The sequence below is a fragment of the Micromonospora sp. DT43 genome (assembly GCF_049841645.1).
Classification (GTDB): domain Bacteria; phylum Actinomycetota; class Actinomycetes; order Mycobacteriales; family Micromonosporaceae; genus Micromonospora.
In genome coordinates this window covers 268,843-289,063 of record NZ_JBNCKR010000007.1, presented here as the reverse complement: position 1 = coordinate 289,063, position 20,221 = coordinate 268,843, and the positions used below count along the sequence as shown (strand labels likewise).

At 73.5% G+C, this 20,221-nt stretch carries 22 protein-coding genes; 17 read left to right on the top strand and 5 right to left on the bottom strand.

Annotation, left to right across the window (positions count from 1 at the left end):
* Position 1: 1 nt before the first annotated feature.
* Positions 2–1,126 (bottom strand): FUSC family protein, encoded by a 1,125-nt coding sequence (locus tag ACLQ26_RS19460; protein WP_425745752.1) that lies wholly within the window; start codon positions 1,124–1,126, stop codon positions 2–4.
* A 91-nt stretch (positions 1,127–1,217) separates the two neighbouring features.
* Between ACLQ26_RS19460 and ACLQ26_RS19455 the strand changes: the two genes are divergently transcribed.
* From ACLQ26_RS19455 to ACLQ26_RS19375, 17 genes are all read left to right on the top strand, one after another.
* Positions 1,218–2,174, top strand: coding sequence for an AraC family transcriptional regulator (locus ACLQ26_RS19455; RefSeq protein ID WP_425745751.1), 957 nt, complete (start codon positions 1,218–1,220; stop codon positions 2,172–2,174).
* 116 nt (positions 2,175–2,290) lie between these two features.
* The gene (locus ACLQ26_RS19450; RefSeq protein WP_425745750.1) at positions 2,291–3,079 is read left to right on the top strand and encodes an LppM family (lipo)protein; all 789 of its coding nucleotides are present in this window, start codon (positions 2,291–2,293) and stop codon (positions 3,077–3,079) included.
* A gap of 117 nt (positions 3,080–3,196) precedes the next feature.
* Positions 3,197–3,532 (top strand): hypothetical protein, encoded by a 336-nt coding sequence (locus ACLQ26_RS19445; RefSeq protein ID WP_425745749.1) that lies wholly within the window; start codon positions 3,197–3,199, stop codon positions 3,530–3,532.
* Positions 3,533–3,543: 11 nt separating this feature from the next.
* On the top strand, positions 3,544–4,152 hold the full coding sequence (locus tag ACLQ26_RS19440) for a glycine zipper family protein (RefSeq protein ID WP_425745748.1): 609 nt from the start codon (positions 3,544–3,546) through the stop codon (positions 4,150–4,152).
* Positions 4,149–4,847 carry a carboxypeptidase-like regulatory domain-containing protein gene (locus ACLQ26_RS19435; RefSeq protein ID WP_425745747.1) on the top strand — a complete coding sequence of 233 codons (699 nt, stop codon included), beginning with the start codon at positions 4,149–4,151 and terminating at the stop codon, positions 4,845–4,847. The genes ACLQ26_RS19440 and ACLQ26_RS19435 overlap by 4 nt, the downstream gene beginning before the upstream one ends.
* A gap of 23 nt (positions 4,848–4,870) precedes the next feature.
* On the top strand, positions 4,871–6,139 hold the full coding sequence (locus tag ACLQ26_RS19430; protein WP_425745746.1) for a phage tail sheath family protein: 1,269 nt from the start codon (positions 4,871–4,873) through the stop codon (positions 6,137–6,139).
* A 3-nt stretch (positions 6,140–6,142) separates the two neighbouring features.
* Positions 6,143–6,625, top strand: a complete 483-nt coding sequence (locus tag ACLQ26_RS19425) for a phage tail protein (RefSeq protein ID WP_363681520.1) — start codon at positions 6,143–6,145, stop codon at positions 6,623–6,625.
* Between the two features lie 1,201 nt (positions 6,626–7,826).
* Positions 7,827–8,126 carry a hypothetical protein gene (locus tag ACLQ26_RS19420; RefSeq protein ID WP_425745745.1) on the top strand — a complete coding sequence of 100 codons (300 nt, stop codon included), beginning with the start codon at positions 7,827–7,829 and terminating at the stop codon, positions 8,124–8,126.
* Positions 8,126–9,028: a hypothetical protein gene (locus ACLQ26_RS19415; protein ID WP_425745744.1), complete on the top strand. Its 903-nt coding sequence runs from the start codon at positions 8,126–8,128 to the stop codon at positions 9,026–9,028. Before ACLQ26_RS19420 ends, ACLQ26_RS19415 begins: the two co-directional genes overlap by 1 nt.
* Entirely contained in the window at positions 9,025–10,617 is a 1,593-nt protein-coding gene (locus tag ACLQ26_RS19410) for a contractile injection system protein, VgrG/Pvc8 family (protein ID WP_425745743.1), read from the top strand. The genes ACLQ26_RS19415 and ACLQ26_RS19410 overlap by 4 nt, the downstream gene beginning before the upstream one ends.
* The gene (locus tag ACLQ26_RS19405; RefSeq protein WP_425745742.1) at positions 10,617–10,955 is read left to right on the top strand and encodes a hypothetical protein; all 339 of its coding nucleotides are present in this window, start codon (positions 10,617–10,619) and stop codon (positions 10,953–10,955) included. The genes ACLQ26_RS19410 and ACLQ26_RS19405 overlap by 1 nt, the downstream gene beginning before the upstream one ends.
* Positions 10,952–11,380 (top strand): GPW/gp25 family protein, encoded by a 429-nt coding sequence (locus ACLQ26_RS19400; protein WP_266243029.1) that lies wholly within the window; start codon positions 10,952–10,954, stop codon positions 11,378–11,380. The genes ACLQ26_RS19405 and ACLQ26_RS19400 overlap by 4 nt, the downstream gene beginning before the upstream one ends.
* Positions 11,377–14,004 (top strand): putative baseplate assembly protein, encoded by a 2,628-nt coding sequence (locus ACLQ26_RS19395; protein WP_425745741.1) that lies wholly within the window; start codon positions 11,377–11,379, stop codon positions 14,002–14,004. The genes ACLQ26_RS19400 and ACLQ26_RS19395 overlap by 4 nt, the downstream gene beginning before the upstream one ends.
* Positions 13,985–14,542, top strand: coding sequence for a phage tail protein (locus ACLQ26_RS19390; protein WP_425745740.1), 558 nt, complete (start codon positions 13,985–13,987; stop codon positions 14,540–14,542). Before ACLQ26_RS19395 ends, ACLQ26_RS19390 begins: the two co-directional genes overlap by 20 nt.
* Entirely contained in the window at positions 14,539–15,471 is a 933-nt protein-coding gene (locus tag ACLQ26_RS19385) for a hypothetical protein (RefSeq protein WP_425745739.1), read from the top strand. Before ACLQ26_RS19390 ends, ACLQ26_RS19385 begins: the two co-directional genes overlap by 4 nt.
* Positions 15,468–15,926: a hypothetical protein gene (locus ACLQ26_RS19380; RefSeq protein WP_425745738.1), complete on the top strand. Its 459-nt coding sequence runs from the start codon at positions 15,468–15,470 to the stop codon at positions 15,924–15,926. Before ACLQ26_RS19385 ends, ACLQ26_RS19380 begins: the two co-directional genes overlap by 4 nt.
* A 63-nt stretch (positions 15,927–15,989) precedes the next feature.
* On the top strand, positions 15,990–16,739 hold the full coding sequence (locus ACLQ26_RS19375; RefSeq protein WP_425745737.1) for a hypothetical protein: 750 nt from the start codon (positions 15,990–15,992) through the stop codon (positions 16,737–16,739).
* Here ACLQ26_RS19375 and ACLQ26_RS19370 read toward each other — a convergent pair.
* The 4 genes from ACLQ26_RS19370 to ACLQ26_RS19355 are packed head-to-tail and all read right to left on the bottom strand — an operon-like array spanning position 16,702 to position 20,207.
* Positions 16,702–17,640, bottom strand: coding sequence for a PmoA family protein (locus ACLQ26_RS19370; protein ID WP_425745736.1), 939 nt, complete (start codon positions 17,638–17,640; stop codon positions 16,702–16,704). The two genes, ACLQ26_RS19375 and ACLQ26_RS19370, sit on opposite strands and share 38 nt — an antisense overlap.
* A complete protein-coding gene (locus tag ACLQ26_RS19365) occupies positions 17,637–18,365 on the bottom strand; it encodes a hypothetical protein (protein WP_425745735.1) in 729 nt (242 codons plus the stop codon). Before ACLQ26_RS19365 ends, ACLQ26_RS19370 begins: the two co-directional genes overlap by 4 nt.
* Positions 18,349–19,224, bottom strand: coding sequence for a carbohydrate ABC transporter permease (locus tag ACLQ26_RS19360; protein WP_425745734.1), 876 nt, complete (start codon positions 19,222–19,224; stop codon positions 18,349–18,351). The genes ACLQ26_RS19365 and ACLQ26_RS19360 overlap by 17 nt, the downstream gene beginning before the upstream one ends.
* Positions 19,224–20,207, bottom strand: coding sequence for a carbohydrate ABC transporter permease (locus ACLQ26_RS19355; protein WP_425745733.1), 984 nt, complete (start codon positions 20,205–20,207; stop codon positions 19,224–19,226). Before ACLQ26_RS19355 ends, ACLQ26_RS19360 begins: the two co-directional genes overlap by 1 nt.
* Between the last annotated feature and the right edge of the window lie 14 nt (positions 20,208–20,221).

Sequence of the window (20,221 nt, the reverse complement as noted above, 5' to 3'; positions counted from 1 at the left end):
GTCAGACGGCGGGGAGGCCGAGGGCCTCGTCCACGCGGGCCAGGACGGCCGCGTCGTCGTCGGGGTGCACGCCCCGCAGCAGGTCGATGGCCGTCGCCCGGACCTGACCGATGATCATGGCGAGTGGGAGGGTCTGGGCCGACCCGAAGAGCCGCCCGGCCGTACGGACGGCGGCCAGCGCCGCCGCGTCGGCCCGGACAGCGTGCCGGTCGGCAGCCTCCTCCTGCCCGTCCAGGTCGGCGGCCAGCGCCGCGCCGGCCTCCCGGACGGCCTCGACCAGGCAGCGCAGCGCCTCGCCCAGCTCGGGCGGCGTCGGGGTCCGCAGTCGACTGAGCGTCACCCCGGCGCGGGCCAGCACCCGGACGTTGCGGACCACGTAGTCGGTCTGCCGGATCGACTCGTCCACCGACCGCAGCCGGCCGATGTGCCGGCGGCGACGCACGTTGAGCCGCAGCGCCTCACCGGCGGCGAGCACGCCGTCGCGCAGCCCGCCGACGCGGGCGTCCATGCCCCGGGCCTGGGTCAGCGCGGCCAGCGCCGCCGCCTCGTCGCGTCCGTCCAGCGCGTCGGCGATCCCACCCAGCAGATCGGCCAGCTCGTCGAAGGTCCGGCGCACCTCGGCGACGAGCGGGGCGAGCGGGTGCCGGGCGTCGACGAGAAGGCTGGCGGCGAGCGCGACAGTGCCGCCGACAAGCGCGTCGACGAAGCGGAACGGGACGAGCGAGCCGTCCGGCGGCGCGACCACCACCAGGTACAGCGCGGAGACCGCGGCCTGCACCAGGGTCACGCCGGTCGCGCCGAAGGCGACCGCGAGCAGGACGGTGAGCAGGATGACAGTGCCGACCGTCCACGTGCTGCCCGGGCCGAGTGCCTGCACGACCAGGTCCGCCACGAGCACCCCGGCGGCCACCCCGAGCACGACCTCGACGGCTCGGCGGATGCGCTGACCGCGCGCCTGACCGAGGACGATCAGCGCGGCGGCCGGCGCGAAGAAGGGCTGCGGGTGCCCGAGCAGGCGGGTGGCGAGCAGCCAGGCCACTGTCGCCGCGACTGTCGCCTCCAGCACCGGCCGCCAGCCCTGCCGCAGCCGGTGACCGGCGACCCGCAGGCCCCCGAACCACGCCATCGCCCCCACCTCCCGCCGCCTCTACTCGATGCCGGGCCGTCCACGATCGCGGCGGTCCGGTACGCCCCTCGCGATCGTCTACCATCGCGCGATGGACCCGCTCACCGGGCTGCTCGACGGTCCCCGCGCCCGGGGCGCCTTCCTGCTGCGCTCGGTGTTCGACCCGCCGTACGCGCTGCGGATCGAGGACCGGGCGCCCCTGACAGTGGTGGCGCTCGTGCGCGGCTCGGCGTGGCTGGTGCCGGACGACGCCCCGGCCGCGACGCTGCGCCCCGGCGACGTGGCGGTGCTGCGCGGTCCGGACGGCTACCTGGTGGCGGACGATCCGGGCACTCCAGCGCAGGTGGTGATCCATCCCGGTCAGCGCTGCACCACCCTGCGCGGGGAGCCGCTTACCGAGTCGATGGCGCTGGGCGTACGCACCTGGGGCACCGGCCCGCACGGGTCGACGGTGCTGCTGACCGGGACGTACCAGTTGCCCGGCGCGGTGAGCCGGCGGCTGCTCGGCGCGCTGCCGCCGCTGCTGGTGGTCCCCGCCGACGAGGGGCGCGGCCCGCTGGTGCCACTGCTCGCGCAGGAGGTGACCCGGGACGCGCCCGGCCAGGCGGCGGTGCTGGACCGGCTGCTGGACCTTCTGCTCATCGACGCGCTGCGCACCTGGTTCGGCCGGCCGGACGCCGCGCCGGGCTGGTACCGGGCGGCCGGCGACCCGGTGGTCGGCCCGGCCCTGCGGCTGCTGGAGGACGACCCGGCCCGGGGATGGACGGTCGCGGCGCTCGCCGCCGAGGTGGGTGTCTCCCGGGCGGTGCTGGCCCGCCGGTTCACCGAGCTGGTCGGCGAGCCGCCGATGGCGTACCTGACCGGATGGCGGCTGGCGCTCGCCGCCGACCTTCTGCGCGAACCGGACGCCACGCTGGGCGCGGTGGCCCGCCGGGTCGGCTACGCCAGCCCGTACGCGCTGAGCACCGCGTTTCGTCGGGTCCGGGGAATCAGTCCGCGCGAGCACCGGATCGGAGTGGGGCGCGGCGGACGCAAAGCTCCAGTTTAGTCAATTGCGCGATTGTCGGCCCCCGGTAAAGGCGACAGTAAACCGGTACAATCGGCGACTGCGATGTGACCGATCACTGACTGCCGTTGGTGAAAGCGATCACACACACTGACCCCATGAACAGGAGAGTTAACCGCGGCAGGGCACTCCGCGTCGCGGCGTGTCTCCTTCTTCTCGCCGTTCTGAGCGGCTGCATGCAGCTCAACATGGGGCTCACCGTCAACGCCGACGACACGGTCGACGGGCAGTTGCTGCTGACCGCCGAGAAGTCCGTGCTCACCGCCCGGAACAAGAACATCTCGCTGGCGTTCGCGGAGCTGCGGCAGAACATTCCCGCGCTGCCTCCCGGCGAGGAGACCGGCTACGAGGACGGCAAATTCTTCGGCAGCCAGATCAATTACCGTAGGGCGCCGCTGGCGGGTTTCGACAGCGAGAGCGTCAAACTGGTCCGAGACGGCGATTTCTACCGCTTCACATTGCCCCTCGATCCGAAGAAATACGGTGGAAAAGTAGCCCAACAGAATCCGCAGCAGCAGCAGGCGTTCCTCACGCTGATGTCGTTCGAGATCTCGGTGACATTTCCCGGCCGGGTGATCGACACCAATGGCACCGTCAACGGTCGGTCGGTGACGTGGAAGGTGGACGCCAACCAGCCCAAGCCGGCCGAGCTGCGCGCCGTCGCCGAGGCGCCGCCCCGACCGTCGGCGTCGCCGGTCGCCGCCACCGAGGACGGCGGGTTCCCCTGGCTCCTCGTCGTCGGCGGTGTCGTCCTCCTGCTGGTTCTGGCCGCGGTGGGCGTACTCCTGCTGCTCCGCCGTCGCCCGACGGCGCCGGCCGCAGCCGGGCCGACCACATCCGGGCCGACCGCGCCGGGCCCGCCCGCCGGCGCTCCCGGGCCCGGCTGATCCATCCGGTGGCCGGCCCCGCCGGCCACGTCCGGCCCCGGCCGCCCCGCGACGACGGCGACCGGCCCGCACCACCACCACATCCCGGTCGCACCATCGCAGAAAAGGGGGATCGCCGTGAACGATCTCTTCACCTGGGCCGCCCTGGGGACCATCGCCGGCGCGAGCGCCGCCACCCTGCTGGCCACAAACGTCATCGGCGGGCTCATCGGCCCGAGCGGCGACAAGCTCCGCAAGTGGATAGCCATCGCCATCGCGCTGCTGCTGTCCTACCTGACCGCGGCGTTCGCCGACGAGGCCGGCGGCGAGAAGTGGGTCATCGCGTTCTTCAACGCGCTGGTGATCTTCTCCGCGGCGCTCGGCGTCAGCCAGTTCCCGCCCGGCAACCGGCAGGCGACGCCCACCCAGCTCGCGAGCGGTCGCGAGCCCCGACTCTTCCGCTCGTGGGTCTGAGGAGTGACGTCATGATCTTCGGAATTCTCAGCGCGGCGATCCAGGTGGCTCTCGGCGCCGTCCTCGGCCTCCTGGCCGGCGGCCCGGTCGGCCTGCTCATCGGCGCCGTCGTGGGCCTGCTGGTCGGCGCGGTGTTCGGCTGGGCGGTCACCTCCGCCGGGGTGTACGCGGCGGACGCCCGCGGCATCTTCCTCTTCGTCGTCGACCACACGTGGAGCCTGCTCAACACGTTCGTCGGGGCCATCTACCTGGCCGTGCACCTGATCTTCGGGCACTCGCTGGACCGGCCCACCTCGTCGGCCAGCGGCCGGGTCAGCGTGGTCGAGGGCGTCTCACCCCGCTACGCCACCACCATCGGCACGGTCTGCGCCGGCTCCAGCCCGGGCATCCAACGCCACGAGGACGTCCACATCTTCCAGGGACGCCTGCTCGGTCCGCTCTACATCCCGCTGGTGCTGGCGAACTACGTGCTGTTCACCATCGCGCCGATCTGGCTGCTCTACCACGACCACACCAACGCGCCGATCAACCGGTTCACCCGCTACTTCGAGATCGGCGTCTACCCGCACGTGTGGAACGAGGCAATCGCGTACCGGATCCAGGGGACGCCGCCGCGATGACCACCGACGGGCGCGGACCGATCGAGACGGCCACCGCCGAGTTGGCCGCATGGCTGACCAGCGCGGCGGGGACAACCGTCCCGATCGGACCGCCCCGCGCGTACGGCGACGCCGACGGGTTGACCCTGTGGCCGTTGGAGCTGCGCCCGGCCCAGCAGACGCGCTCCAGCGGCGCGGTTCGTGAGCCGTACCGGTTCACGGTCCGCCACCTGCTCTGCGTGGCCGGGCCAGCCGGGCCGGCACTCCTGGACCGGGTGCTCACCGCCGCGACCGGCGACGGCAGCTATCCGGTGGTGCTGGAGGCCGGCGACGCGTCGCTGTGGAGCGCGTTCGGCGCCGCACCCCGCCCGTCGCTGCTGATCGACGTGCCGGCGCAGGTGGACCACCCGACACCGGCCGCGCCGCCGGTCCTGCAACCGCTGCGGCTGCGGCAACTCTCGATGCGCACCCTCGCCGGGCGGGTGGTCGGCCCCGAGGACCAGCCGCTCGCCGCGATGCGCGTCGAGCTGCCCGGCACGGCGTCCGCGACCCGCACCGGCCCCGACGGCCGGTTCCTTCTCGTCGGGGTCCCGCACGACCCCGAACATCCCGGCCCGGTACGGCTGCGACTGCGCGGGCGGGGGCTCGTGCTCACCGCCGACGTCGACGCGGGCGAGGACGACATCGTCATCGTCTGCGCGCCACCGACCAACTGACGCCCACCCGCACAGGAGGACCGATGCCCAGCTACTTCTCCCCCGGCATCTACGTCGAGGAGGTCCCCAGCGGCGCCCGACCGATCGGACCGGCGAGCACAAGCATCGCCGCGTTCGTCGGCGTCGCCCCGAACCGCGGCGCCCACCTGGGCAAGGCGGTGCCTGTCAACAACTGGACCGAGTTCCTGCGGCTCTTCGCCGAGGGGGACGAGATCGAGAGCACCCCGCTGGCCCGGGCCGTGTTCGGTTTCCTGGACAACGGGGGCGCCCGCTGCTGGGTGGTGAACGTCGGCGAGGGCGGCGCCATCACCGGCGCCGGCCAGCGACGCGGTGGCCTGCAACTGCTGGAGGCCATCGACGAGATCTCCATCCTCGCCGCTCCGGGCTTCCACGACGTGGTGTCCCACGAGGCGCTGCTCAGCATGGCCGAGCGCACCCGCACCATGGTGGCGATCTGCGACCCGGCGCCGGACATCGACGACATCTCCGCGCTGACCCGGGTCGCCACCCCGTCGTCAGGCAAGCCGCCCAAGCCGAGCGACGGCCCCGGCGGCGGTGCCGGCACCGGCAGCGCTGGGTCCGCCAGTGCCGCTGGCCCGGGTGGCTCGGGTGGGCCCGAGGGGCCCGCCTACCGGCCCCGCCAGTCCGAGTACGGCGCGCTCTACTACCCGTGGCTCCAGGTGCGCGACCCGATCAGCGGGGAACTGGAACTCACCCCGCCCAGCGGGCACCTCGCCGGCATCTGGGCGCGCACCGACGCCCTGCGCGGCGTGCACAAGGCGCCGGCCAACGAGCCCGTCCGCGGCGCGGTCAACCTGGGGTACCTGGTCACCCGATCGGAGCACGACGTGCTCAACCCCAAGGGCGTCAACGTGATCCGCTACTTCGCCGGCGAGGGCATCCGCGTCTGGGGCGCCCGTACGCTCGCCGCCGAGGCCAGCGAGTGGCGCTACCTCAACGTACGACGCCTCAGCATCTCCATCGAGCAGGCCATCGCCAACGGCACCCGCTGGATGGTCTTCGAGCCGAACGACTTCACCCTCTGGCGCTCGATCCGGCGCGACATCGGGGCGTTCCTCACCCGGGTGTGGCGCGACGGGGCGCTGCTCGGGCGCACCCCCGAGGAGGCGTTCTTCGTCAAGTGCGACGAGGAGACCAACCCGGTGGACGTCCGCGACGCCGGCATAGTGATCGCCCACATCGGCATCGCCGTCGTCAAGCCCGCCGAGTTCGTGGTGTTCAAGCTCAGCCAGTGGGCCGGCGGCACCGAGACCGAGACGATCGGAGGCTGACACATGCCCACCACAGCCACCCCGCAGCCGGGCGCCCCGGTCGACCCGTACCGGGCGTACAACTTCCGGCTCCTCATCAACGGCGTCACCAACGGTCACTTCACCGAGATGAGCGGCCTGGAGGTGAACATCCCCGGGCAGCCGTACCGCGAGCACGGCCCCGGACCGACGCGGATGGTCCCCGGTCAGGCCGAGTACGAGCCGGTGACACTGCACTTCGGCCTCACCGCGTCGCGTGAGCTGTGGGACTGGGTGAACGCCACCGCCCAGGGCACGCTCAACCGCCGCAACGTGTCGGTCGTGCTGCTGGACTCCGCCGGAACCGCCGAGGTGCTGCGCTGGAACCTGATCGACGCCTGGCCCACCCGGTGGCGCGGGGCGCATCTCAACACGGTCAGCCACGAGATCGCCATCGCGTCGCTGACGCTGCGCTACGAGGGCCTGGAGTTGGAGACCGGCGGTGCCGCCGCGCCGAAGCCCGCGTAGGTGGCTGGCCGGTCGGCTCCGCTCGACGGCCGACGCGGTGCAGCGCCTCGCCGGCCGCGTCGAGACCACAGGTACGCCCGCGGAGACGCCGCGTCGTCTCGGGGAACCGCCTGCGCACTGGCTGAACCTGGTCGCCGCCCACGCCCCCGGCCTGCTGCGCGAACTGGACCTCGACCCGTCCCGTCCGACCGCCGACCGGGCAGGCGGCCCCGACGACCACCCGGGTGGATCCGAGGCCGACGGCGTGGCGTCGACCGACCCTCGGCCGTCCACGATGGAGGGCCGGCTCGGCTCTGTCGGGGAGTGGTCCCGGTCCCCCGGCGACCGGGCCGGACTGCGTGCGCCCGGGACGGCCACGCAATCCGATGGTCGCGACGGTCGCAGCGGTCGCAGCGGTCGAGGCGGTCGCAGCGGTGAAGGCGATCGCAGCGGTGAGGGCGGTCGTGGTGACGAGGGCGGTCGCAGCGGTCGAGGCGGTCGCGGTGGTGAGGGCGGTCGCGGTGGTGAGGGCGGTCGCGGTCGTCGAGGCGGTCGCGGCCCATGGGCGGCCGGCCTCGACACGACAGGCGGCCTCGGCACGACGGACGGGCTCGACACTGCGAACGGGCTCGGCACGGCCGAGGACCGCAGCAGAGCAGGCAACCTGAGCGCGGCGGACTGGTTCGCCACAGCAGACGGCTTCCCGACGGTCGACGGGTCGAACGCCGCCAGCAGGGCGGACGCCGCCCGTCCGGACGGGCAGCGGGACGGGCAGCGGGACGGGCGGCCATCGGGTGAGTTCGGAAGGTCGGGCCGGGCGTCCGGTGCGACCGGCCGACCGGGCCGTTCGGGGATCGGCGGCACCCTCCCGAGCGACGCCAACCTGAGCGGCGTCGACCCGAGCGGCGCCAACCCGAGCGGCGTCGACGACGCCATTCGGGGTTCGGGCGTGCGTGGCTCGAAGGCGGCGTCCTCGGACCGGAGCCGACTCCTGCCGGGTCGGCTGTTGGGCGCTTGGCGCCGTCGCTCACCGTCTCGGCGGGACGCGGCAGCGCAGTCGGCGGTGTCGGCAGGGTCCGCCCCCGCGACACCGACACGGCGGGACGACGTCACGCCCGTACGTGCGATCCAGACCCAGCCGGGCGAGATCTTGGTAGATTCCGGCCCCTCCCGGGGCACTTTCCTACCAAGATCTCCTACTGGCACCGACGACGGCCGTGCGGTGGGGCGTGGGTTGTGGCCCGACCTGCCGGGCGAGCCGGCGCGGCCGGCGGGCGAGCGGGGTACGCGGCACGCCGGACACCACCGCGACGAGCACCACCAGCCCGGCCACCATGACCCGCGCGCGACGAGTGCCGGGCACCTGTCGGTCGGCACGGCGGTCCGGGCGTCGACGGCCGAGGCGGCTGCCGTCGACAGGTGGCCGGCGCTGCCCGATGACGGGCCGCTGTGGACGGTGCCCGGGGCGGGACTCGACGCGGGCCACGTGGACCGCCTGGATCGGGAACAGGCGGGCGGCTGATGGAACGCGTCGCCTTCCTCATCGACTCCTCCGGGGAGCGGGTGGACTGCCTGCTCAACCCGGAGACCGTGCAGGTGACCCGGCTCGCCGGCGTCCGTCATCGCGGGGCGGGTGGCGGGCAGCTCACCGGGGCGGGGCTGGCCGACGATCCGCTGGTCTTCACCGGCGGCGGTCGTACGGAGCTGGTGCTGGACCTGCTGTTCGACGTCGACTTCGTCCAGGCGCAGGTCCGCCCCGCCGACGTACGGGTGCTCACGCGGCCGCTGTGGATGCTTGCCGAGAACTCCACAGCCGAGCACGGGTGGCTGCGCCCGCCGCTGGTGCGGCTGGTCTGGGGCAAGACGTGGAACGTGCCAGGTGTGATCGTCGCGGTGGCCGAGCGGTTCGATGCGTTCACCGGGACGGGCTCGCCGCGGCGCTCCTGGCTGCGGTTGAAGCTGGTCCGCGCCGCCGAGACGGCCGACCAGGCGCAGGCGGGATTCGCCGAGGAGCTGGCCGCGGTGAGCACACCGGCCGCCGCCCCGGGCAGCGCCGTGGTCGCCGCCGGTGACGGTGCCGCCGAGCCGGGTCGCTCCGGGGTGCGTTTCGACCTGCTGGCCAACGACGCGCTCGGGTCGCCGCTGCGGTGGCGGTTGCTGGCCGAGCACAACCGGATCACCGATCCCCTCGCGGTGCCGGCCGGTACGACCCTCGCGGTCCCCCCGCCCCCCTCGGGCGGTGGCGGGCCGGAGTCGACGCTGGCCGGGATGGCGCGGGCGGTGGCCGGCGCGGTGGGTGCCGGCGCGTCGTTCGTGGGCGCCTCGATCGCCACCGCGAGCTGGGCCACACCGACAGGTACGACAGCCGCCAGCACCAACCCGGGCGGCACGCCACTCGGCACCGGCTCGGGGAGTACGCCATGACGAGCGTCGCGCCCCGCGCGCTTACCGTCCTGCTGGACGGTGTGGAACTGAATGCCACGGCCCGACAGCGGATCCGCTCGTTGCGGGTGGCCGCACGACTCGGCCAGCCCACCCAGGCCGAGCTGGTGCTCGCCACCGCAGCCGGGGCTGGCGCTCTCGACCCGGAGGTGCGGCCGGGCACGACCCTCGACGTCCGGCTCGCCGAGCACTCCGACGCGCTGTTCACCGGGGAGGTCACCGCGGTGGAGGTCGAGTACGCCGCCGACGGCGCGGCAGTGCTGCGCCTGCGGGCGTACGACGCGCTGCACCGGCTGCGCAAGCGGCAGGATCTGCGGGTCTTCACCTCGGTGACGGCGGCGGAGCTGGCAGGTGAGCTGTGCGGCGAGGTGGGGTTGACAGTGACGGCGGAGAGCGACGGGCCACGGCTGGACCGGCTGCTCCAGCACCGGCACAGCGACCTGGAGCTGCTGCGGGAGGTCACCGGTCGGGCCGGGCTGCACCTGGCCGTCGACGGCGACGACGTCCGGCTGATCACCCTCGCCGGCTACGGGGAGCCCGTCGCGCTGAGGTTGGGTGCGGGTGTGCACACCCTGCGGCTGTCCACGAACGCGGACCGGGCCAGCGGCGCCAGCGCCGCGCTGGGGTGGCATCCGCAGCGGGCCGAGGCGATCAGTCAGCAGGTCGACGAGGCGCGCTGCGGCCGGCCGGCCGGTGACCGGCCGGACCCGGCCGACGTGGGCGCCGACGGGGTACGCACCGCAGTCGACCAGCCGGGGCGCAGCGACGACGAGTTGGCGGCCCTCGCTCAGGCGCGACTCGACCTCCGCGCCGCCGCGCTGGCCACCGCCGAGGGGGTCGCCGAGGGCGATCCGGCGCTGCGGCCGGGCCGGCGGATCGACCTGACGGGTGTGCCCGACCCGCTCGCCGGGTCGTACGTGCTGACCGAGGTGGTGCACACGGTGGACGGCGACGGGCACCTGACCCGGTTCTCCACCGTGCCGCCGGCCGCGCCCCCGAGCACGGCGGGCGGCGCCACTGTCACCCTCGGCACCGTTACCGACGTGGCCGACCCCGACGGGCTGGGCCGGGTACGCCTGACCCTGCCGGCGTACGGGGACCTGGACGCGGGCTGGCTCGGTGTGCTCTGCCCCGGTGCGGGACGGGGCAAGGGCCTGGTGGCGCTCCCCGATCCGGACGACACCGTGCTGGTGGTGCTGCCCGGCGGCGAGCCGGCCTCGGGCATCGTGCTGGGCTCGCTGTTCGGGGCCGTCGAGCCGTACGACGCCGGTGTCGACGACGGGAAGGCCCGGCGCTGGTCGCTGCGGACCGCCGGCGGGCAGTCGATTGTCGTGGACGACGTCCAGCGCAGCCTGCGACTGGGCACCGAGGGCGGCAGCTATCTGGAACTCACCCCCGACCTGGCGACCCTGCACGCGGCGTCCGACCTGGTGATCTCGGCGCCCGGCCGGGCCATGGTGATCCGCGCCCGCAGCGTGGACTTCCTGCACGCCGAGGCGACCGAGGACCCGACCACCGCGGCGCAGCAGGCCCGTTCGCTTGCCCGCGCCCACCACGAAGGAGGCGGCTGATGCGCTGGATCCACCGCGACTCGGTGATCACCTGCGACCACGACGGCCGGGTCGAGAACCAGCCGTCGCAGCGGTGGGTGACAGTCACCGCCGTGCCCGTGCTGGTGGACGACGACCCGGAGGGACGAAAGATCGTCGCCTGCCCGAACTACGGCCCCACCATCAAGCCGTGCGGAAAGACGCTCACCGTCCGGGTCGGCTACAGCGACTGGCTGCGCGTCGACGGGCACCGGGTGGTGCTCTCCCACCTGGAGGGCTTCACCGACGGCACACCACCGGGCGCGGTCCACCACATCGTCCGCGACCCCGAGCAGCAGTTTCTGGGGGCGGACCGATGAGGGCGTTCCGTTTCGTCGGCGCGGGCTTCGACGCCGGGCGTGGCGGCGGGCTGGCGCTCACCGCGGCCGGGGGCCTGGCCATGACCGAGGGCGACGAGAGCGTACGCCAGGCGCTGTTTCTGTTGTTGTCCACGACGCCCGGCGAGCGGTTGATGCGACCCGGGTACGGCTCCCGGCTGCACCGGCTGATCTTCGCGCCCAACGACGACACGACTGCCGGGCTGGCCATCCACTACGTCCGGCAGGCCATCGCCCGGTGGGAGCCGCGTGTCGAGGTCATCGACACCGACGCCGGGCCGGACCCGGACGACGCGTGGCGGTTGGTGATCCGCCTCGACTACCGGGTGCGGGCCAGCCTGACGCCCGGGCAGTTGGTGTTCTCCGTGGACCTGCTCCCCGCCGACGACTCGGGAGGACAGTCATGACGCTGCCCGTTCCGCACCTGGACGACCGTGGGTTCCTCGACCTCGTCACCGAGGCCCGCGAGCGGATCCAGCAGTCCTGCCCCGCCTGGACCGACCTGTCGGCGCACGACCCGGGCATGGCGCTGGTGGAGGCGTTCGCGCACCTGACCGAGGTGATGATCTACCGGCTGAACCAGTTGCCGGAGAAGGCGTACGTCTCGTTTCTGAACCTGCTCGGGGTGGCGCGCCACGCGCCCACGGCGGCCTGGGCGGACGTCGTGTTCACCCGCGCCGGCACCGACCGGGGCGCGGTGCGGATCCCGGCCGGCCTGCGGGTCGCGGCGGCACGCGGCGCCGATCCCCGACCGGTCGTGTTCGTCACCACCGAACCGGCGGTGCTGGCCGCCGGGGAGGCGTCGGTCACGGTCCGGATGCACCACTGCGAGCCCGTCGCGGCGGAGCTGCTGGGTGTCGGCACCGGCCAGCCGGGCCAGGTGCTGCGGGCGGCCCACGCCCCCCTCACCCACACCGGCGAGCCGCTGGACCTGCTGCTCGGAGTGGAGGTGCCGGCCGGCTCGGTGGAGCTGGGGGCGGCGGCCCGCGAGCACGACGGCCGCACGTTCGAGATCTGGCAGCCGGTGGACAGCTTCGCCGGGCTCGGCCCGCAGGCCAAGGCGTACCTCGTCGACCGCTGCTCGGGCACCGTCACCTTCGCCCCGGCCCTCGACCTGCGACCACCCCTCGGTCCCGGCGAGCCCGCCGGACCGGGCACTGTGGTGACGGTGGCGGCGGTGCCGCCGGCCGGGCGGCAGGTCCGCCTCTGGTACCGGGCCGGCGGCGGCCCTACCGGCAACGTGGCCGCCGGCACGCTGACCAGCCTGCGCGACCCACTGCCCGGGGTACGTGTCGACAACCCCGCGCCCGCTGCCGGCGGCCGGGAGATGGAGGCGCTGGAATCGGTGCTGCTGCGCGGCCCGTACGAGTTCTTCGCCCAACAGCGCGCGGTCACCGCCCGCGACTTCGAGGTGCTGGCCACCAGCTCCGGCGCGGTGGCCAGGGCGCGGGCGTTCACCCGCTCGGCCGTGTACAGCTTCGCCCGGCCCGGTGAGGTCGAGGTGGTGCTGGTGCCGTACGTGCCGCCGACGGCCCGCCCGGGTGGCCGGCTGCCGGTGGCGGTGCTACGCGAGCACGAGATGCCCGAGGCACGCCACCGCGTCGAGGGGGACCTGGAACAGCGCCGGATGGTAGGCATCCGCTCCCGGGCCACCTGGGCCCGGTTCAAGGCGGTGTCGGTGCGGGCCCGGGTGGTGGTGCGCCGCGAGGAGGACGTCGACGCGGTCCGGCGACGCATCCACGACCGGCTGCACCAGACGCTCAGCCCGCTGCCCACCGCGCTCAACCCGACCGGGTGGCCCTTCGGTGAGCCGCTGCGGGCGTCAAACGTGTACCGCTTGTTGGAGCACGCCGAGCCGGGCGTGCGCTACGTCGAGTCGGTGCGCTTCGTGGTCGACGAGGCGCCCGACGCCCAGGTCCGTGCTCTCGCCGTCGACCAGTACCAGGCCCGCACCTGGTACGCCGGGCGCGGCCCGGTGCTGTTCCGTTCCAGCAACGCGGGCGCCGGCTGGGAGCCGGCCGGCCGGTTCGACGACGAGACGGTGCTGCGGGTGGCGCCCGCTCCCGCGCCGGTGCGACCGGGCATCGTCCCGCGACCGGGCTCGGTGGCGGTGGTGACGCTGCGCGAGTCCGGCGGTTCCCGGGTGCACCTGAGCACCGACCTGGGCGAGACGTGGTCGCTGCTGACCGACCTGGACTCGCGCATCTCCGACGTGGCGTGGCTGGACCGTGACGGGGCGGGCGCTCTGCTGGTGGCGACCGACACCGGGCTGTACGAGGTGTCGCTGCTGCCCGGGGCGGTGCCGTTGCAGATCCTCGTCGACCCGTCCGACGCCGACCGGGGCTTCTACGCCGTACGCGCGTTCGTCTCCGAGCGGGGCGCGCCAGGTGTGGCAGTCGCGGCGCAGGCCGGCTTCGGGGTGTACCTGTCGACGGCCGGCGGCCGGCCGGGCAGTTTCGGGCACGTCGGCCTCTCCAACGTGGACAACCGCGTCCTCGCCGTGCAGTACGACGGCCCGGCCACCCTGCTCTGGAGCGGCGCTGGCGAACCGGACCCGAAGAAGCCCGGCCAGGGCTGCCACCGCACCCGGCTGTTCGAGTCCGACGTGCAGTGGCAGACCGTGCAGGCCGGCTGGGTCGGCGGCACCTGCCGGGACCTGGCGTTCGCCGGCGGGCAGGCCCTCGCGGCCACGCAGAGCGGCGGGGTGCTGCGGCTGGACACCCTCGCGGCCCAGCCGCAGTGGCAGTCGGTGTCGGTCAACTGCGGGCTGCCGCTGCGGGACCGGACCCGGTTCGTGCCTGTGGACGCCGTCGCCGTGAGCGGCCCGGCGACCGTCGGTCCGACGGCCGCGGACCGCCTGGTCCTGGCCTGCGGTGAGCGCGGTGTGTACCGCAGTCCCGACGCGGTCAACTGGACCGCCAGCGCCAACCAGGCCACCGCCGACGTGGTGACCGTCCCGGACACGTGGCTGCTCTGCTCCGGCGAGCACGACATCGAGGTGGTGCGCCAGGATGCGACGCTCGGCGATTGAGCGGCTGCTGCCCGCCGCCTACCAGCGGGCGTGCGTGCCGGGCAGCGTGCTCTGGGCGCTGCTGGAGGTCATGGAGGGGCTGCACGCTCCGGACGAGGCGATCCTCGCCGAGGTGGACGCCCTGTTCGACCCGTACCGGGCGCCCGACCACCTGGTCGTGCGGCTGACCCGCTGGGTGGCGATGGACCACGTGGTGGCCTCGCCCCGACCGGACGCCCCGCTGCCGCTGCCGGTGGGACGGCTGCGGGACCTGGTGGCCAACGCCGCGCTGCTGGCCCGGTGGCGCGGCACCCCGTACGGGCTGCGCCGAGCCCTGGAGCTGGCCACCGGGTTGCCGGGCTTCGTCATCGACGAACCCGACGAGCGGCCCTTCCACATCGTGGTGCGGGTGCCGGCGGCCGCCGCCGGTCAGCTCGCCGTGATCACCCGAATCGTCGAGGCGGAGAAGCCCGCGTCGACCACCGCCGAGATCGTCGTCGCCGCTTCGCCTCCAGCCACCACGCCGGGCGCGGCACCGACCGCAGAGGAGCCGTCATGACCACCGAATGGACAGTCGTCGCCGCCGCTTCACAGTTCACCCTGGACGCCGCCAACCACGGCGAGCTGACCTTCACCGTCTCCAATCCTCAGCTGGCGCCGGACACCGTGGTCTTCGACGTGGCCCCCGGCGAGGGCAGCCAGCGGGCCTGGTTCACTGTCACCGAGCCGCAGCGGGTGGTCCCCGGGCAGGGCTCGGTGTCCTTCCTGGTCCGTCTCGCCGTCCCGGCGGGCACCGCGCCGCGCCGCTACGACATGACCGGGTTCGCGTACTCGGCGAACACCGCGCCGGAGGAGAGTTCCCGCTCCAGCGGCCGGGTGACGTACGAGGTCAGGGCGGTGGCCGCGCCGAAGCGGACGCCCTGGCCGTGGATCGCCGCCGCGGTGGCCCTGGTGCTCGTGGTCGGCGGCGTGGTCGGCTACCTACTGACCCGACCCGACGGCACACCGTCACCCGGGGCGCCACGGGTGGTGACACTGGAGGCGGAGAGCCTCGTCGACGGCGCCAAGGTGGAGTCTCCGGCGAAGACCGCCGCGGCGGTCGGGGCGCAACCGAACTGCTGCGCGGTGACCTGGTCGGGCGACAAGCAGCTGTTCTTCACGGGCCTGGCGCCCGGCGACCGGGTGAGTCTCACAGTCGACCTGCCCGCCGACGCCGTCTGGCGCTTCTCCACCACGCGCACCACGTCGTTCGACTACGCCAACACGATCTGGCAGGTCGACGGCGCGCAGCTCGGCGGCACCTTCTTCGGCTTCACCCCGAAGGTCGTCGTGCAGGACTTCACCGACGTGGGCACCGTCCGGCTCGGGTCGGGCCGGCACACCCTCACGCTTGTCGCCGTGGGTAAGACGCAGGGCGTCGACAGGTACTTCGCCGGCGTGGACCGGATCCGCTTCACCGAGGTGACCGGGGCGGTCGCGCAGCGATGAGCGGTCGGCAGAAGGTGGTGCTGGTGACAGTGGCGGCGCTGCTGGTGGCGTTCTTCGTCCTCGCCGTCGGCGTCTCCGGCGGCGACCGGGGCCGAGCGGACGACCCACCGGGGGTCGTCGAGCGGCTGGGCCGGATCGCCGGTGGGAGCACGAGCGTCGACCCGGCGACCGTACGGGCCGACTGCGACCGTACCGGCGACGTGCTCAGCTTCGTCGGCGGCTGCGCGGTGCGGGTCGCCGACCCGGGCGAGCTGCGGACGCTTGTGCTGCGCAGTGGTCGCCCGTTCGTGGTGCGCGCTCCGGCGCCCCGCGACGCCGACCTCACCGTGCGCTCCGAGGTCGAGCCGGACGACGGCGGCGAGGCGGTCGCCCGGATCGCCGTCGACAGTGCGGTCACCGTGCTGCTGAGCTGCCCGGGAGGTGTCGGATGCGCTGTCACAGTCGCCGCCGACTGACTCCGCCACCGGCCGGCACCGGCGGCGCGCCCGTTCCCCGACACGACCGCGAGGAGACCCGACATGGGTGACCTGCGTAAGCCCTTCCTGCTGCTCGCGCTCGTCGCGGTCACGCTTGTGGTCCTCATCGAGGTCGGCTCGTCGCTGCTCACCGGGGGCGGGGACGCCACGGGCGCCCTCCTGGCCAACGCGGCCGACCTCGGCGTGGAGGTGGACGGCGGCGGGATCAGCGAGCCGTCCGGGCGGGGTACGAGCTACCTGGCGCTCATCGACGTGGTGGCGCTCTGGACCACGGGCCTGTTCTGCCTGAGCCTGGTCGTGTCCGAGCGGGTGCAGGGCCGGATCCAGGGCGTGGCGACGCTGATCTTCTCGATCCTGCTGATCCTGGGCTCGCTCGTGCTGTTGATCATCGCCTTCGTGGAGCTGACCATCATGGTGTCGCTCTTTCTGGCCGTGCCGTTCGGCACCCTGGCGTACCTGGCGTTGTGGGGCTTCTTCCCGGTGGGCGAGGCGAGCCTGCTGCTCGGGCTGGCGCTGCTGCTGAAGCTGGTCTGGGTGGTGCTGCTGCTCCTCGCCCAGCCGCGCTTCGCGCAGAACAAGGGCCTCGTGCTGCTGGCGCTCACCACGCTGCTCTGCACTGTCGTGCTGGAGTTCCTGCACCGGCTCGTCCCGGTCATCGTGGTGAGCATCCTCGACGACGTGGGCGCGCTTGTCTTCGCCATCGTGGCCATCATCTGGGGCCTGGTCCTGCTGATCGGCTCCATCCCCGCAATAGTCAAGTCCGTCCGGGTGACCGCCGCCCTACCCCGCTGACGAGGGCCGCGCACCGGTCTCGGTCCACGCGGCCGTCGGCCACCCACACCCGGTACCGGCCCTGCCGCGTCGCACCGGCCGGCACCACCGCCGGCACGTCGAACGCGAACGCCACACACACCCCCGGGTACATCGCGGTCCGCACGAACCACCTGTCGCCGGGCCCCAGACCATCAAAGACCAGGGTGTACGCCCCACCGCCCGGCCCGACGCCGGTAAGCGCGAGCCAGGGCGCCGCACTGCCGTTGACCGCCCCCTCCCCGGCGGCGTCGGCAGTGAACACCGTCGGCTCGCCGTCGGCGAGCGCCCGCCAGAAGAACCCGCCGTAACCGGCCCCGCCGGGGCGGCCGTTGGTGGCCGGGCTGCCCAGGCGCACCTCCCGGTCGGGTGGGGCGGTGAGCGCGGAGTCCACGTCGAGTCGCCAGACGTCCGGCGCGACCGCCGAGGCGGCGAGCCGCCGCTGTTCCGTGAGCAGCACCGAGCCGTGTCGGTCCCGCCACCGCAACCGGTGCGCCAACCGGTCGGCGGCCCGCTCGGTCCAGCCGGTGTGCGCGATGACGCCATGGTCGTCGCGCCACGTGTAGCCGACGTCGCGCACGTAGGTGCGCCCGCCCCAGAGGTTGGCGCCGTTGACGTCCTGCACCGCGAGGGACGCGCCGAGGTGCCAGACGTGGTCGGCGGGCAGCGCGTCGGTGACCACAGTGCCGCCCAGGGTGCGTACCGGGTGCAGGTACGGCCGGGGACCGTGCCGCGGGTCCAGCGCCGGGTCCACGACGTACCGGGCCACCTCCGTGCCGTCGACAAGAAGCGCCGGCTCCTGGGTGTGCGCGGCGACCTGCGCGGGATCGGGAAGCGCCGCCGCGTCCCGGCCGGTGGCTGCCGGGCCCCGGTCGACGCTCACGGCAGCTCCGGCCGCGCGGAGACCGGACGGCGACCGGCGACGGCCGAACCCGGCCGGCCGACGGCGACAGTGTCCGGCCCGCCGGCGTTGACGCCTGTGGGAGTCGGCAGGCGACCGGCGACGGCGTGCAGGGCGGCCACCGTGTAGCCGGCGAGGATCGGCACGGCGACCGGGGTGACCAGGACGGCGAGCAGCCCGGCAAGCGTGGCTACCCCGCTGAGGGCGGCCCAGCGGACCGGAGCGTCGAGGCAGGCGCGGGCGGCGGATCGGGCCGCGACCCGCCACCGCCCGCCCCCGTAGCCGCCCACCTCGACGACGACCAGCCCGGCGTACCCGGCCAGACCGGCCGCGACAAGCGCGGTCACCGCGAGGGCCGGGAGGCCGCCCGGCACCCGCCCGGCGGCCAGCGCCGCCAGGTCGGCGGCGAGCAGCACCGCCATGGCGAGCGCCAGCAGGCTGACCGGCACACCGGGCAGCACCGCGCGGCCGAACCGGCGCGCGGTGGCCCGCGCCGACGGCCAGGTGCCGGTACGCGTCCAGTCGTGCACGGCCGCGCTGGCCACGCCGGCCGCCGCGGCGGCGGTGAGCACCGGCGCCGCGGCGAGGGTCAGCAGTATGCCCAGCAGCGCGAGGTCGGCGGCGTCGCGGGCGACGTCACGCCAGTCCCGCCGCCCGCCGGTGTCGAGGGGTTCAGCCCCTGATGCCGGTTCAGCCCTTGATGCCACTGGTGTTGATCCCCTCGACGAGCATCCGCTGGAACGCGACGAAGAACAGGAAGACGGGCAGCAGCGACAGCACCGACATGGCGAACATCGGCCCGACGGCGCTCTGGCTGGTCGAGTCGATGAAGAGGGTCAGCGCGACAGGCACGGTGTAGTCCTCCAGTTGGGACAGGAAGACCAACTGGCGGAAGAAGTCGTTCCAGGTCCAGATGAACGAGAAGATCGCGGTGGTGACAAGCGCGGGGCGGCTCAGCGGCAGGATGATGTGCCGGAAGATGCCGTACGGGCCGGCGCCGTCGATCCGGGCCGCCTCGTCCAACTCGCGCGGGACGCCCCGCATGAACTGCACCATGAGGAAGACGAAGAACGCCTCGGTGGCCAGGAACTGCGGGATGATCAGCGGCAGGTACGGCCAGTCGCCGCCGACCAGCCCGAGTGTGCGGAACAGGATGTACTGCGGCACGATCAGCACGTGCTGGGGCAGCAGCAGCGTGCCGATCATCACGGCGAACCACACGCCGCGCAGCCGGAACCGCAGGCGGGCGAAGGCGTACGCGGCCAGCAGGCAGGACAGTCCGTTGCCGATGACAGTGAGCAGGCTGACCAGGGCGCTGTTGACGAAGAACCGGCCGAAGCTGACGTCGAAGTTGGACCAGCCCGCGGTGTAGTTGCCGGGTGTGAACCGCTCGGGCAGCAGCCCGATGTTGTTGACGATCTCCTCCTGCGACTTCATCGAGGTGCCGACCATCCAGATCAGCGGGTAGAGCACCACGGCGACGACCACCACCAGGATGACCAGCCGCAGCAGGGGCCGCCCGGTCGGACGTCGCCGGGCGGCAGGCGTCGGGGTCGCCGTCACCATCACCTGTCCTCCCCGTCGGAGTAGTGCACCCAGAAACGCCCGGTGCTGAAGAGGATCGCGGTGATGACCGCGATGGCGAGCAGGAACACCCAGGCCATCGCCGACGCATAGCCCATCTGGAGTTCGGTGAAGCCGGCGATGTAGAGGTTCAGCGTGTACATCAGGGTGGAGTCGACCGGGCCGCCGGTGCCGTTGCTGAGCACGAACGCCGCGGTGAAGCCCTGGAAGCCGTTGATCGTCTCCAGCACCAGGTTGAAGAAGATGACCGGGGAGAGCATCGGCAGGGTGACGTTGCGGAACTGCCGGAACCTGCCGGCGCCGTCGACCGACGCTGCCTCGTACAGCTCGGTGGGCACCTGCTTGAGCCCGGCCAGGAAGATCACCATCGGTGCGCCGAACTGCCAGATGGCCAGCACCATGAGCGTCTCCAGGGCCCAGTCCGGGTCGTTGACCCAGGGCTTGCCCTCGATGCCGACGAGGCTCAGCAGCGAGTTGAACGCGCCGTCGCGGTTGAACATGCTGACCCAGACGATGGCCAGCGCCACGCTGCCACCGAGCAGCGACGGCAGGTAGAACAGCCCGCGGAACAGCCCCACCCCGCGCCAGGCGCGGTTGAGCAGCAGCGCCACGCCGAGCGCGGCGGCCAGCTTCAGCGGTACGGCGACCAGCGCGAAGGTCAGTGTGACCCGCACGGCGTGCCAGTACGACGGGTCGGCGGTGAACATCCGCTCGTAGTTGGCCAGCCCCACCCACTCCACATCGGAGAACGGGGTGAGGATGTCGTAGTTGGTGAAGCTCAGATAGAGCGACAGCAGCATGGGGACCGCCGTGACACCCATCAGGCCGATGAGCCACGGCGACAGAAAGACGTACCCCGCCAGACCTTCGCTGTGCCGGATGGTGCCGGGCCCACGCCTCGCGGGGTGGGCCCGGCCGGATCCGGGGCCGCGTCGGGTCGGGTCGGGCGCCGTGGTCAACGCCACGAACGGCTCCTCTC